Genomic DNA, 14,148 nt, shown 5'->3' with positions numbered 1-14,148 from the left:
ATTCGGAGTAGTCGCTCATGGCTCGTTTGCAACGCACCCTGTCATTGGGTTCGGTGGTGCTGTTCGGCATCGCCTACATGACGCCGATCATCGTGCTCGGCACCTTTGGCATCCTCGCTCAATCCACCGCCGGCATGGTCCCGGCCGCTTATCTGGCGGCGCTGGTGGCGATGTTTTTCACCGCCATGAGTTACGGCCGAATGGCCTCGGCGTTTCCCGTCGCTGGCTCGGCCTATAGCTATGTCCGCAAGGCGATCAGCCCGAAACTCGGTTTCATCGCCGGTTGGGCCGTGCTGCTCGACTACCTGTTCCTGCCGATGGCGATCTGGCTGATCGGCGCGGCCTACCTCAACTCCGCATTCCCGGCCGTGCCGCAGTGGATCTGGGTGCTAGCCTTCATCGGCATCACCAGTGCGATCAACATCGTCGGTCTGAAACTGGCCAACGGTATCAACGCGTTACTGATGCTGGTGCAGTTCCTGGTGCTGATCGCCTTCGTTGCGCTGTGCGTTCATTACGTCGGTGGCGATGCGAGCACGCCGTTGTGGTCGGTCAAACCGTTCTTCAACGGTGACATGCAGATGCCGCTGATCATGAGCGGTGCAGCCATCGCCTGTTATTCATTCCTCGGGTTTGACGCGGTCAGCACCCTGACCGAAGAAACCCGCGACCCGCGCCGCACCATCCCGCGAGCGATCATGCTGATCACCCTGATCGGCGGGTTGATCTTCGTCGGTGTGTCGTACTTCGTGCAGATCGCGCATCCGTCGTTCCAGTTCGACAGCGTCGACTCGGCGGCCTATGAAATTGCCCGCAACATTGGTGGTGACCTGTTCGTGTCGATCTTCCTGATCGGCTTGATCGTCGGCCAGTTTGCGTCGGGCCTGTCGGCTCAGGCCAGCGGCTCGCGACTGTTGTTCGCCATGGGCCGTGACGGTGTGCTGCCAAAATCGTTTTTCGGCACTTTGCATGAACGCTTTGGCACGCCGGTCAACAGCATCCTGCTGTGCGCCGTGGTCGCGTTGCTGGCACTGAAGCTGGACGTCACCACCTCGACCTCGTTCATCAACTTCGGCGCGTTCCTGGCGTTCAGTCTGGTGAACCTGTCGGTGATCTTTCACTACTGGATCGGCGGTGAAAACAAAGGGCTGCGTGAATTCGTGTTGTTCCTGCTGTTCCCGTTTATCGGTCTGGTGGCGGATTTGTGGCTGATGGTCAGCCTCGATCACCTGGCGATCTATCTGGGCCTGAGCTGGCTGGCGATTGGCGTGGTGTACCTGGCGGTGCTGACCGGTGGCTTCCGTCGCCAGCCGCCGGAGATGGATTTCCAGGAGGCTACGTAGGCGGGAACGGTTTGGATTGGTGAATCGGCAACTGGACCCGAAACGTGGTCCCCACGCCAACTTCACTGCGCACCGTAATATCCCCCCGATGTTTTTTCACGATGCCATAGGACAGGGACAACCCCAGCCCTGTCCCCTGGCCCACCGGTTTGGTGGTGAAGAACGGGTCGAAGATTTTCTGCAGGCAGTCCGGCGCAATGCCGGCGCCGGTGTCTGCGACCTCGATCCATACCGTTTCCGCTTCAAGCCCGGTGCGCAAGGTGATGGTGCCGCGCTCCGGGCCGATGGCCTGAGAGGCGTTGACGATCAGGTTCATGATCACCTGATTGATTTGCGAAGGCAGGCATTCGATGTCGGGCAGGACCTGATATTCCTTGAGCACATCGGCCTTGTACTTGAGTTCGTTGGCGACAATGTTCAAGGTCGATTCGATGCCCTGTTGCAGATTGGCCCACTGCCATTCCTGATTGGAGTCCACCCGGGAGAAGTCCTTCAGGTCTTTGACGATCTGCCCGACCCGGTTGATGCCGTCCTTGGATTCCTTGATCAGCAGTGGAATGTCCTCGCGCAGGAACTCCAGCTCGACCCGTTCGCGCAGTTGGTGCAAACGTTCGACGAGCTCGCTGGAGCCGATTGCCTCTTCCGCATCCCGATAGGCGTCGAGCATTTCCTGCAGCTGTTTGAAGTAGCCATCCAGGGTGCCGAGGTTGGAGGAAATGAAGCCGATGGGGTTGTTGATTTCATGAGCAACGCCAGCCGCGAGTTGCCCCAATGAGGCGAGTTTTTCCGATTGCACCAATTGGGTTTCCAGCTGTTTGCGTTCGTCGATTTCCCGCTGCAACTCAACGCTGGCCTCTGTGAACTGTCGGGTTCGGCGTTCGACCATTTGCCCTAAATGGTCCATCTGCACGCTGGCCCGTTTGGTCATGTCCCATTTGGTCAGCAGGGTGTTGGCCATCTGCTGGACTTCAATATTGTCGAACGGCTTTTTCAGGATCAGCAGCCGGTCATGGGCCTGCAATCGATCGAGCAATTCATCCCAGGAGTAGTCGGAATAGGCGGTGCACACCACCACTTGCAGGCTCGGGTCGGCCTGCCACAAATGTTCGATGGTCTGCGCACCGTCCCAGCCCTCGGGCATGCGCATGTCGACGAAGGCCAGGGCGTAGGGGCGGTTTTCCTGCAAGGCTTCGTTCAGTTTGCCCAGGCCTTCCTGGCCGCCATAGGCCGAATCCAGCTCGAACAGCGCACTGGTTGATTTCACTTCGCTGCCAAACAGCGCGGCCTCCATCTCGTCCAGTTCGACGGTCTGCTCCGGCATGGGCATGAGAATCTTGCGGAAATCCACGTGAATGGACAGGGTGTCATCGATCAGCAGAATGCGTCGGTTCGAAAGCTCGCTCATGCTTCCTCCTTGACGGTTTTCAGCGGGATCTGCAACGTGAACAGCGCGCCCTTGCCCGGTCCGTCGCTATGGGCGGTGAGGTGGCCGTTCATCTCAATGGCGGCCAGGGCGCAGCTGTGCAGGCCGAAGCCGTGTCCTTCCTTGCGGGTAGTAAAACCGTGGGCAAAGATGCGCGTCATGTTTTCCTCGGCGATGCCTTCGCCGTCGTCCTTGACGCTGACTTGCAGGGTCTTGTCTTCGACGATTTTGACCCCCAGGGTCATTTGCCGCGGGCGGTTGCTGAGGTCGGACATGGCGTATTTGGCGTTGCTGATCAGGTTGATCAGGATCAGCAGCAACCGGTGCTTGTCACCCATGACCCGCGGCACATCGCTGTACTCCTTGACCACCGTGACGTGGTGTCGGGTCAGGGCGCCAGAGTTCATGCGCAGGGCGTCTTCCAGCAATTCGCTGATGTGCAGCGGTTCCATCAGGCTGTTGGCGCCCGCGTAGGATTGCTGGGTGGCGACGATGTCCTTGATGTGGTCCACGCTTTTGGTCAGCTGGGCCAGTTCTTCGGTCATGCCTTGTTGTTCCAGGGCTATCGCGTCCACCAGTTGATTCAGGTAACCCGGTAGCAACTTGCCTTTCGCGTCCTCGGTCAGAAAGGTGCCGAGGTCGCCTGGATGTTCGTTGATCAGCTGCATGGCCTTGCCCAGGCCCTGCGCTTTGCTGGCGCGCAGTTTGCGGGTCACCAGGTCGGCCGAAATGTTCACGCTGTTGAGCACGTTGCCGACGTTGTGCAGCACATTGGTGGCGATCTCGGCCATGCCGGCCTGACGCGCGGTGTCGAGCAGTTCGCTCTGGGTATCCTTGAGTTCGCGGGTGCGCTCTTCAACGCGCAGTTCGAGGTCCTCATTGGCGCTTTGCAGGGCTTTGTTGACGCGTTTGATCACGGTGAAACTACGCATCAGGTGAATTGCCAGGTACACCAGCAGCAACACCAGCAGCACCGAAAACAACAGCATGTAGAAGTGATATCGCTGATCGACCGCGTCGGCCCGCTGCTGGTCGGTGTTCAGCAGGTTGGTAATGTCGTCCAGGCGTTGGGCCACGGGAACGGCTTCGATGTTTTCCAGTAACCGATTGACCACGGGTTGTTCGCGCAGGATCAACGCGATGTGGTTGCTCATAATATCGATCGTACTGTGGAACTGTTCAGGTAGACGCTGTTTGTTCACCCCCAGTTTGTTCAGCCCGAGCAGGATGTCGGCGGCCCTGTCATCGGAAGTGACCTGGGCGAATTCCAGGCTGCTGAGCAGCAAGTCATACGTGTCGGTGGCAATGTTCTGAAGTTGTAGTTGGTCCTCATCCACCAACCGGGACAGCTGTTCCTGAATGTCGTCCTCGGCGGTGGGCAGGAACGCCAGTGAGTTGCGCAGCACGGCGTTGTGAGACTTGAACTGCTCCACCAAGCGGGTCTTTTCCTGAATGGCGGTCAGGTACGCATCATGGCTGGCGCGCCAGATGGGCGAGTCGTTGCGGCCATGGTTCGACTCCATGGTGTCGAACCGCTCCCAAAGGGTCGTTATCTCGGTCAGTGGTGAGACCAATGGATCGTAGTTATGACTGATGGCGACCCTGGCCTTGAGGATCTCGGTTTCCCATTGTGCGTTCAGCTGCTTGATCCGGCCGATCAAGTCCCGGGATTCGGTGTAGGTCGTCGTCTGGTTCGAGCTGGATTTGAGGTACAGGAACAGCAGCACTGAAGCCAGCATCAGGGCCACGACGCCGAGCAACGCCAGGTTGCTGCGGTTAGACGTTTTCATAAGGGCTTGCCTCCCCATTCACCGGTCAGGGTCTTGAGGAATTTGATGATCAGCGTCTTGTCGTCGGCAGAGGGAGTACGACCGAGCTGGAACTTGAACATCACATCCACCGCCTCTTCGAGGGTTTTGGCCGAGGCATCGTGAAAGTACGGCGCGGTCACGGCGACGTTGCGCAGGCTCGGGACTTTGAACACGTTGCGGTCCTCTTCGTCTTTGGTGACCAGATAGCGGCCCAGGTCGGCTTCGGTGGGATTGCCCCGAGTCTTGAAGTAGTCGCCCATGACCCCGAACTTCTGGAACATGTTGCCGCCGATGTTGACGCCCTGATGGCAGGCGATGCAGCCGTAGTCCTTGAAGCGTTGGTAACCGTATTTCTCGTCGAGGGTGAGAATGTCGGTATCGCCTTGCAGGTATTGGTCGAAACGCGAGTTGGCGCTGATCAGCGTGCGTTCATAGGTGGCCAGGGCATTCTGCACATTGTTCATGGTCACGCCGTCCGGGTAGGCGTTGGCGAACGAGGTCTGATAAGCCGGATCGGCGCTCAGCATCTGCACCACATGCTCCCAGTTACTGCCCATTTCACTGGGGCTTTGCACCACGCCGTGGATCTGGGTTTCCAGGGTGTCGGCGCGGCCGTTCCAGAATTGCCGGAAGTTCAGGCTGGCGTTGAATACGCTGGGGGTGTTGATCGTCAACGGAAGGCCGGCGAAACCGATAGAAAACGCCTTGTTGTCGGCGCCGCCGTTTTCCAGTCGATGGCAACTGGCGCAGGACAGTGAGCTGTCGACCGACAAGCGCGGTTCATTGAACAACTGACGACCGAGTTCGACCTGCAGCGGATTCTGTTGGGGCACCGCCGGCAGTGGTTTGAGCGCTTCATTCAGCGGCGCGGCACCAGCGCTCAGGCAGAGTCCGAACAACGGCGCCAATAGCAGACGGAGAAAGGAAGGCGACATCTGATAATTCCTTGGCGTAGGGCCTGTGTGTCGTTGCGCATCGTTCACGTGGCTGCGGATGAAGAGGGCTTCACCGACCCCAGATACCGGACGAAGGCGTCCGGCTCCACGGCTTTGCTGAAGTAGTAACCCTGGCCTTCCTCGCATTGATGGGCCTTGAGGAAATCCAGTTGTTCGAGGGTTTCCACCCCTTCGGCAATGATGGTCAGCTTGAGGCTCCGGCCCAGGCTGATGATGGCGCTGACCAGCGCGGCGTCGTTGCTGTCTCTGCTTAAACCGCGAATGAACGACTGGTCGATTTTCAGCACGTCGATGGGAAAGCGCCGCAAGTAGCTCAGGCTGGAATAACCGGTACCGAAGTCATCGATGGCCAGTCGCACGCCCATGACCTTGAGCCGGGTCAGGGCGTTCACCGTGGTTTCGATGTTCTGCATCAACACGCCTTCAGTGATTTCCAGCTCCAGCAAGGCCGGCTCCAGACCTGTTTGTTTGAGTGTCTGTTCGATGCCGTCGACAAAGTCCCGCTGACGGAAATCGATGGCCGACATGTTCACCGACATACAGATCTTCGGCAGCCCCGCGGCCTGCCAGGCGCAGGCTTGTCGGCACGCCTCGGCCAGCACCCATTTGCTCAACGGCACGATCAAACCGCTGTCTTCGGCCACACTGATGAAATCCGTGGGGTAGATCAGACCGTGCCCCGGTTTTTGCCAGCGAATCAGCGCCTCGGCACCGACCACCTGGCCACTGCCCAGGTCCAGTTTTGGCTGGTAATGCAGGACAAATTCGTTGCGTTCCAGTGCCAGGCGAATGCCACTCTCGATGCTTTGCTGATCCCGGGCGCGCTGGTTCATCTCGTCGATGAAAAAACTGAAATCGTTCGGGCCGCTTTCCTTGACGTTGCGCATCGCGGTTTCGGCTTTCTTGATCAGCGCGATGGCATCGAAGCCGTCGTCCGGGTAAATGCTGATGCCCAGGCTGGCGGTCACGCTCAGGTCATGGCCGGCGATGTGCTGGGGCGCGCGGATGGCGTTCAAGAGTTTTTCGGCGATGCCCTTGGTCTGCTGGGGATGGCGGACATCGGCGAGGATCACCACGAATTCATCTGAACCGTAGCGGAACACCGAGTCGGACTCGCGCACTGTCGCCACCAGATTGCGCCCGACCTGTTTAAGCATTTCGTCACCGGCCGGATGACCCAGGGCATTGTTGATGCGCTTGAAGCGATCGAGGCCCAGAAACATCACGGCCAGTTGCTTGTCATGGCGCCGGGACAGGGCCAGGGACTGGTTCAACCGGTCACCGAGCAATGTGCTGTTGGGCAGCTCGGTCAGTACGTCGTACTGCAACAGGTGCGACACCTTGAGCAATTCGTGGACCCGCGCCTCGATGGTTTGCTCCAGGTTCAGGACTTTCGTTGCCGCGTCCTGTGCCATCTGCCATTTCCAGGTCAGGGCACTGGCCATCTGACGGATTTCCAGGCTGTCGAAGGGTTTTTTCAGTACCAGCAACTGGTCGCCGAACTCCAGCCGTTCGGCCATGTCTTCCCAGGTGTAATCGGAATAGGCCGTGCACAACGCGATTTGCAGGTGAGGATCGGCCTTCCACAGTTGTTCGATGGTTTCCAGTCCGTCCCAGCCCGGTGGCATGCGCATGTCGGTGAACGCCATGGCATAGGGGCGACCTTCGGCCCGTGCGCGCGTGACCAGTTCGAGGGCTTCCTGACCCTGGTAGGCCGAGTCGAGCTGGAACGTCAGCCGATCAAGCTGCACGGTGCCGAACAGGGCTTCTTCAGCGCCGGCCAGGGTCTGTTCACATTCAACCTCAGGGCCGAGGATCTTGCGAAAATCCTCATGAATCGAGGGCGTGTCGTCGATGATCAGGATGCGCCGGTTGGTCCGCACGAAAGGCGTTTTCATCCTTTGTCCTCCGTGAAGCGTGGCGGGTTGTCCCGGATCGGCCCGATGTCATGGTTCGGGGGCACAATGCTGCCGGCCTTCAGCAGCTCGGCGGCCTGCTGGCTGCTGACCGCTTTGCTGAAGAAGTAACCCTGGGCGTTCATCGGTGAACCGGTGGCCATCAGCGAGCTGCGTTGTTCCTGGGTTTCGACGCCCTCGGCAATGATGCCGATCCCGACTTCACGGGCGAAGTTGATGATGGCGCGCAGGGTGTTCGCGCTGGCCGGATCGCGGGCGGCGGTGTCGATGAAGGCCTGCGCGAGTTTCAGGTGATTGACCTGGTAGGTCTTGAGGTAGTCGAACGAGGAGTATTCGGTGCCGAAGTCGTCGATGGCGATCTTCACCCCCAGTTCACGCAGGCGCGGCAGCACATCGTTGTGGGTCCATTTGGTCTGGGCCAGCGTCGCTTCGGTGACGTCGAAGCGCAGGTCCCAGGGGCAGAGTTCCCAGCGTGCGGTGGTGCGCAGCACGTCATAGATCAGTTCGGGGCCACTTTTGAGTTGGGCCAGGGACAGCTTGATCGCAATCACCGGCGGCGCCATGCCTTCGTCGCGCCATTGGCGCATTTGCTGGCAGGCTCGATCCAGCACCCAGTGACCGAGTGCGACGATGGTGCCGGTCTTTTCCGCAGCGGGCAGGAACGCCGGGGCTTCCAGTAAACCGCGCTCAGGGTGGTTCCAGCTGACCTGCGCTTCCATGCCGAGGATTTTGCCGCTGCTCAGGTCCACTTCCGGCCAGTAATGCAGTTCGAGTTCCTGGTGTTCGATGGCCGCTCTCAAGTCGCTGGCGATGGTCATGCGTTCGACCACCTCCTGATTGATCTCCTCGGAATGGAAGTGGTACTGGTTGCGGCCCTGTTCCTTGGAGCGATACAGCGCCATATCGGCCTGGGTCAGCAGACCGTCGGCGCTGGTGCTTTCCGGGGTACAGCTACTGATGCCGATACTCACCGAGACCCGCACATCATTGCCGTCCAGGGAGTAGGGCAGTACCAACGTATCGCGGATCTTGGCGGCCAGGGCTGCGGATTGGGTCGGGTCACCGACGTCCAGCTGCAAGATCGCGAACTCGTCACCGCCGAGTCGGGCAACCACATCGTTTTCGCGCACGCAGGCTTTGATCCGACGGGAAACCTCTTGCAGCAACAGGTCGCCCACCGGATGGCCGAGGGTATCGTTGATGCGTTTGAAGTGATCCAGGTCCAGGTAAAACATGGCGAACGGTGCCGCCCCCCGACGCGCAGAGGCGAATGCCTGGTGCAACCGCTCGATCAGCGTTGCACGGTTGGCCAGCCCGGTCAGCCCGTCGGTGCGGGCCAGCAGGGCGATTTTCTCTTCGGCCAGTTTGCGTTCAGTGATGTCGATGATGATGCCTTCGACTTCCAGCAAACGGCCCTCATCGTCGCGCACCGGGATGTAGCGGTTTTCGACCCAGCGCCAGGCTCCTTCGCCAGTGCGCATCCGGAATTCGATGGAAGCGCCCGCTGCATGACGGTCCAGCACCCGGGCCATGGCGGTGTCGACCTTGGTTTGATCATCGGGATGGATCAGTTCCTGGGCCCAGTTGGCCGAGGCGACCAGTTTCGCCGCGACATGACCGTATTTGGTGATGTTGTGCGAGATATACATCAACGGAAACGACGGCTCGCCGCGCAACCGATACAGAATGGTGGGGCTGTTCTGCACGATGATGTTGGCGTCGGACAGCTCTCGGGTGCGTTCTTCGACCGCCTGTTCGAGCAGCGACATCTTCAGTTCTGCGTCTTCGGTCATTTGCCACTTGGCCGTCAGTGCGCTGGCCATCTGGCGGATTTCGATGGCATCGAAGGGCTTTTTCAGAATCAGCAGGCGATCACCCAGTTCCAGGCGTTCGTCGATGTCTTCCCAGGAATAGTCGGAATACGCGGTGCAGAGCGCCACTTGCAGCTTGGGATCGGCCTGCCACAGCCGTTCGATGGTTTCCAGCCCGTCCCAGCCCGGCGGCATGCGCATGTCGATGAAGGCCATCGCATAGGGCATGTCGTTGGCCAGCGCCGTCTCGACCTTGTCCAGGGCTTCGTGGCCCTGAAACGCCGAGTCGAGCACAAAGCTCTGCAGCGATAGCGCCGCAGGAGTGCCGAAAAGGGCATTTTCGGCGCTGATCAGGCTGTCGTCATCGATCGATGGCGGACTGAGGATCTTGGCGAAGTCCGCATGAATCGAGGCCGTGTCGTCGACGATAAGAATCCGTCGGTTGGTCCGTGCCAGCAGCGTTTTTATCGACATACGCCAGTACCGGCAGCAGTTTGATGCGGTGTACTCATAGAAGGGGCTTCCTTTCCCTGATCACCTGGCCGAACGTACAGATTTGGATCCGAGTCAGCTGAGCATAGTCGTCAGTCCAGCACTTCGCGCAACTCAATGAACTGAATCATTTCCGGTGGCGGGCTGAAAATCATCTAGCCTGTAGGTCAGGCTCCGGCAATAGGGGATGTTTGCCTCGGGGCCTGCCACAACGATGTGCCCGTTTCACTTGAGGTGACGCCATGGAAGAGCAACTCCCCACGACTTTGAACGATAAACCCAAGGTGCTGCTGGTCGATGACGAGGAGTCAATCCTCAACAGCCTGCGTCGCCTGTTACGCGGCCAGCCCTACGAGTTGCTGTTGGCCACCAGCGGTGCCCAGGCGCTGGAGGTCATGGAGCAACACTCCATTGACCTGGTGATGACCGACGCACGCATGCCCAATATGGACGGCGCCACGCTGCTGGCCCGCATCCATCAGCTTTACCCCACGACCACCCGGATTCTGCTCACCGGCTACGCGGACATGCCGACGATCATCAAAGCCATCAACGAAGGCAAGATTCACCGCTACATCAGCAAACCCTGGAACGACGAGGAAATGCTCCTGACCTTGCGCCAGGCCCTGGCTCATCAATATTCCGAGCGTGAACGCCAGCGCCTGGAGCAGTTGACCCGGTTGCAGAACGACCAGTTGAAGTCGCTCAACATCACCCTGGAAAAACACGTCGCCGCCCGCACTGCCGAACTCCAGCAGACCGCCGACATGCTCGACCTGGCCTACGAAGAGCTCAAGCACAGTTATGTCACCGGCACCGAGGTGTTCTCGTTGCTGGCCAACCTGCGCTTGCCCCCGGCCAAACAGACCAACCGCCAGATCATTGAACTGGTGCGGGTCTACTGCAAACTTCACGGCCTGGACGAGGGCACCAGTCGCGACCTGACCATGGCCGCGGCGCTCTACAACATCGGCAAGCTGAGCTGGACCGACAGCATGATGACCGCGCCCGCGGACCTGCTGCATCACAGCGATCGGGAGCGCTATCGCGGTTATCCCAAGCAGAGCGAATCGCTATTGATGACGCTCGAGCCGATGAAGGACGCCGCCCGTCTGATTCTTCATCATCAGGAGCGCTGGGATGGCAGTGGCTTCCCCGACCGGCTCAAGGGCGAGGCGATTCCGTTCGGTTCGCGGCTGTTGAAACTGGCGGTGGATTTCATCGAGTTGCAGCGCGGGCTGATCCTCGAGCGGCTGATGAACAGTGATGAAGCGCTGGTCTACATCCGCAGCTATGCCGGGCGACTCTACGATCCCGAGTTGGTGGAGGATTTCATCCAGGTGTGTGCCGCGTACTTGAACGACATCTCACTGGTCGATCCGTCGATCAAGGTGCTGACCACACGGGAAGTGACGGCGGGCATGATCCTGGCGCGCAACCTTAATGCCGACAACGGCATGCTGTTGCTCAATGCCGGCAAGGTGTTGAACGGGCCGCTGGTGGAGAAGTTGATCGCCTTCGAGGCCATGGAAGGCGCGAAATACAGCATTTTCGTGAAGGTGCCGGAGGAAGAGGAGACCGCGCTGCTGGAACGCGCCACGACATAGACGCGGGTGCAGGATGTGGTTTTTCGGGGGTGACGAAGCAGCGGTGGCCATGTGATCCTTGCGCCTTTTCCCCAAGGCCAATCACGATCCATGACGCTTTCATCCGCTGCTTCGCCCCGTCTCATCCGCATCGCCGCTGCCCTGTTGATCGGCCCGGACGGTCGCACGCTGTTGGTCCGCAAGCGCGGCACCGAAGCGTTCATGCAGCCGGGGGGCAAGATCGAAGCCCATGAGCAACCGGTCCACGCGCTGGCCCGTGAACTGGAAGAAGAATTGGGCCTGGTCATCGATCCGGCACACGCCACTTATCTTGGGCAATTCTCGGCACCGGCCGCCAATGAGCCGGGTTTTATCGTCCAGGCCGAACTCTTTCAGTTGACCATCGATTCAGACGTATCGCCTGCGGCGGAGATCGAAGAGGTACGCTGGATCGACCCAGCCACTGACGGCAATGTCACGCTGGCGCCATTGACACGGGACCTGATCCTGCCGTTTTATCGTGCCTTGTTAACCGAAACTGCCTGATTATTCCCGGACAAAGGATTGCCCATGATCCCACTTCAAGACTTGCTGATTTTTGCCGCTGCCGCATTGCTGATGGTACTGACGCCGGGGCCGAACATGATTTACCTGATCTCCCGTTCGATCTGCCAGGGGCGCAAGGCCGGTGTGACCTCGTTGCTCGGTGTGGTCGCGGGGTTTTTCGTGCACCTGTTCGCGGCCGCTGCCGGTTTGACCGCGGTGTTTCTGGCGGTGCCGATGGCTTACGAAGTGCTGAAGTGGGCCGGTGCGCTGTACCTGATGTGGTTGGCCTGGCAAGCCGTCAAACCGGGAGCGCGTTCACCGTTCGAAGCGCAGCAGTTGCCGCCGGACTCGTCGCGCAAACTGATCACCATGGGCTTTCTGACCAGCGCCCTGAACCCGAAAATCGCTGTGTTTTATTTGTCGGTATTTCCGCAATTCATCACGCCTGAGCATGGCTCGGTGTTCACTCAAAGCATCACGCTGGGGTTAACCCAGATCGGCGTCAGTTTCAGCGTCAATCTGCTGATCGCGCTGTTCGCCGCGGGCATCGCCTCCTGGTTCGTCAACAACCCGTCCTGGCTGGCGGTGCAGCGCTATTTCATGGGGTTCGTGCTGTCGGCGCTGGCGGTGCGACTGATGCTGGAACAACGACGGATGACTTGAACATGTGGATTGAACGGCTTGATGCCAGTCATGCCCTGGATTATCGGGCGCTGATGCTCGAAGCCTATGACCTGCATCCCCAGGCGTTTACCTCCAGCGTGCGCGAACGCGCCGTGATGCCGCTGAGTTGGTGGGAATCACGCCTGAGCAGCAAGCTGGACGTGGTGTTTGGCGCGTTCGAAGACGGTGAGTTGGCGGGCATCGTCGGCCTGGCCTTCGAACCTCGGGAAAAGGCCCGGCACAAGGCGACCTTGTTTGGCATGTACGTGTCGGGCAAGGTCCGGCAACGCGGGTTCGGTTATCACCTGGTGCAGGCCGCCCTGGCTGAAGCGCAGGACCATAAAGGTCTGAGGTTGATCCAGTTGACCGTCACCGCCGGCAATGACGCCGCGTTCAACCTGTACCAGCGTTGCGGCTTCATCCAGTTTGGTCTTGAGCCGCTGGCGGTGCGGGTGGGCGAAGACTACTTCGACAAGATCCATATGTGGCACGAGCTCTAAATCCACCACAATCCCTGTGGGAGCGAGCCTGCTCGCGATAGCGGTGTGTCAGTCCATACAAATGTTGAATGTCAGACCGCCATCGCGAGCAGGCTCGCTCCCACAGGGGTATGTGGTGTGTCAGCGAACGGCGCTGACGCCGTCGAGTGTCGAGAACGACGTGTCCTTGGCCGTCAGCAAGAAATCGCGCATGTACGGTGCATCCAGCATGTCGGCGCGAATCCCGGCGTACAGCGTCGCAAACAAACCTTTCTCGCCCAGCCGCTTGGCCTTCACATAACCCCGTGAGCTGTATTCATGCAGCGCCCAATGGGGCATGCCGCACACACCGCGGCCGCTGGCGACTAATTGCATCATCATCACCGTCAGTTCCGACGTGCGCACCTGCGCCGGTTCAATATCGGCCGGTTCCAGGAAACGGGTGAAGATGTCCAGCCGATCACGTTCCACCGGGTAGGTGATCAGCGTTTCGGTGAGCAAATCTTCCGGGACGATGTAGGCCTTGCTCGCCAAGCGGTGCTGGTTGGCCACCGCGAGCATCGCTTCATAGGTGAACAACGGCACGTAAGTGATCCCGGCCAGTTCCAGCGGGTCGGAGGTCACCACCAAATCCAGATCGCCACGGGCCAGCGCCGGCAGCGGGGCGAAGGAGAACCCTGAGGCCAGGTCCAGTTCGACTTCCGGCCAGGCATCGCGGAACTGGTCGATGGTCGGCATCAGCCACTGAAAGCAACTGTGACACTCGATCGCCATGTGCAAACGCCCGGCAGTGCCACCGGCCAGCCGCGCGATATCGCGCTCGGCGCCGCGCAGCAATGGCAGGGTGGCGTCAGCCAGTTGCAGCAGACGCAAACCGGCACTGGTGAAGCGCACTGGTTTGGTCTTGCGCACGAACAACGGCATGCCCATGCGCTCCTCCAGTTCCTTGAACTGGTGGGACAAGGCCGACTGTGTCAGGTGCAAGCGGTCGGCGGCATCGACCAGGCTGTCGGCTTCGCGCAAGGCGTGCAGGGTCTTCAGGTGACGGATTTCAAGCACCGGGGGCTCCATGAGGAAAACTTGTGATCAACACGAAAAGGTTGAGTTTGTCTCATGTTGGGT

General features: G+C 59.7%; 11 protein-coding genes and 1 pseudogene. 5 read left to right on the top strand and 7 right to left on the bottom strand.

Going from position 1 to position 14,148, the window contains the following annotated elements; genetic code table 11:
• Positions 1 to 17: 17 nt before the first annotated feature.
• A complete protein-coding gene (locus ACYZTZ_RS22445) occupies positions 18 to 1,343 on the top strand; it encodes an APC family permease (protein ID WP_461999743.1) in 1,326 nt (441 codons plus the stop codon).
• Here the strand turns inward: ACYZTZ_RS22445 and ACYZTZ_RS22440 are convergent.
• From ACYZTZ_RS22440 to ACYZTZ_RS22415, 6 genes and pseudogenes are all read right to left on the bottom strand, one after another.
• Positions 1,336 to 2,010: an ATP-binding protein gene (locus tag ACYZTZ_RS22440; RefSeq protein WP_462000703.1), complete on the bottom strand. Its 675-nt coding sequence runs from the start codon at positions 2,008 to 2,010 to the stop codon at positions 1,336 to 1,338. The genes ACYZTZ_RS22445 and ACYZTZ_RS22440 overlap by 8 nt on opposite strands.
• Before the next feature lie 57 nt (positions 2,011 to 2,067).
• A pseudogene (locus tag ACYZTZ_RS22435) lies at positions 2,068 to 2,154 on the bottom strand (hypothetical protein); the annotation flags it as partial.
• A gap of 590 nt (positions 2,155 to 2,744) precedes the next feature.
• Positions 2,745 to 4,556 carry a DAHL domain-containing protein gene (locus ACYZTZ_RS22430; RefSeq protein ID WP_461999742.1) on the bottom strand — a complete coding sequence of 604 codons (1,812 nt, stop codon included), beginning with the start codon at positions 4,554 to 4,556 and terminating at the stop codon, positions 2,745 to 2,747.
• Complete coding sequence (locus ACYZTZ_RS22425) at positions 4,553 to 5,512, bottom strand: cytochrome-c peroxidase (protein WP_461999741.1); 960 nt, start codon at positions 5,510 to 5,512, stop codon at positions 4,553 to 4,555. Before ACYZTZ_RS22425 ends, ACYZTZ_RS22430 begins: the two co-directional genes overlap by 4 nt.
• A 44-nt stretch (positions 5,513 to 5,556) precedes the next feature.
• Positions 5,557 to 7,431: a putative bifunctional diguanylate cyclase/phosphodiesterase gene (locus tag ACYZTZ_RS22420; protein WP_461999740.1), complete on the bottom strand. Its 1,875-nt coding sequence runs from the start codon at positions 7,429 to 7,431 to the stop codon at positions 5,557 to 5,559.
• Positions 7,428 to 9,734, bottom strand: coding sequence for a GGDEF/EAL domain-containing response regulator (locus ACYZTZ_RS22415; RefSeq protein WP_461999739.1), 2,307 nt, complete (start codon positions 9,732 to 9,734; stop codon positions 7,428 to 7,430). Before ACYZTZ_RS22415 ends, ACYZTZ_RS22420 begins: the two co-directional genes overlap by 4 nt.
• 260 nt (positions 9,735 to 9,994) lie before the next feature.
• Here ACYZTZ_RS22415 and ACYZTZ_RS22410 point away from each other — a divergent pair, with 260 nt between their 5' ends.
• The 4 genes from ACYZTZ_RS22410 to ACYZTZ_RS22395 all read left to right on the top strand — a co-directional run bounded on the left by ACYZTZ_RS22410 (position 9,995) and on the right by ACYZTZ_RS22395 (position 13,047).
• Positions 9,995 to 11,359: an HD domain-containing phosphohydrolase gene (locus ACYZTZ_RS22410; protein WP_461999738.1), complete on the top strand. Its 1,365-nt coding sequence runs from the start codon at positions 9,995 to 9,997 to the stop codon at positions 11,357 to 11,359.
• A gap of 90 nt (positions 11,360 to 11,449) precedes the next feature.
• Positions 11,450 to 11,884, top strand: coding sequence for an NUDIX hydrolase (locus tag ACYZTZ_RS22405; RefSeq protein ID WP_461999737.1), 435 nt, complete (start codon positions 11,450 to 11,452; stop codon positions 11,882 to 11,884).
• A gap of 24 nt (positions 11,885 to 11,908) precedes the next feature.
• A complete protein-coding gene (locus tag ACYZTZ_RS22400) occupies positions 11,909 to 12,547 on the top strand; it encodes a LysE family translocator (RefSeq protein ID WP_461999736.1) in 639 nt (212 codons plus the stop codon).
• A gap of 2 nt (positions 12,548 to 12,549) precedes the next feature.
• On the top strand, positions 12,550 to 13,047 hold the full coding sequence (locus ACYZTZ_RS22395; RefSeq protein ID WP_462000702.1) for a GNAT family N-acetyltransferase: 498 nt from the start codon (positions 12,550 to 12,552) through the stop codon (positions 13,045 to 13,047).
• Positions 13,048 to 13,167: 120 nt separating this feature from the next.
• On the opposite strand, the gene metR is transcribed toward ACYZTZ_RS22395, so the two are convergent.
• Positions 13,168 to 14,085, bottom strand: a complete 918-nt coding sequence (gene metR / locus ACYZTZ_RS22390) for a transcriptional regulator MetR (protein ID WP_008155262.1) — start codon at positions 14,083 to 14,085, stop codon at positions 13,168 to 13,170.
• Between the last annotated feature and the right edge of the window lie 63 nt (positions 14,086 to 14,148).

The sequence above is a fragment of the Pseudomonas sp. LB3P58 genome (assembly GCF_054897895.1).
Note: the sequence above shows the minus strand (reverse complement) of the source record. Positions and strands in the feature narration are given on the sequence as shown.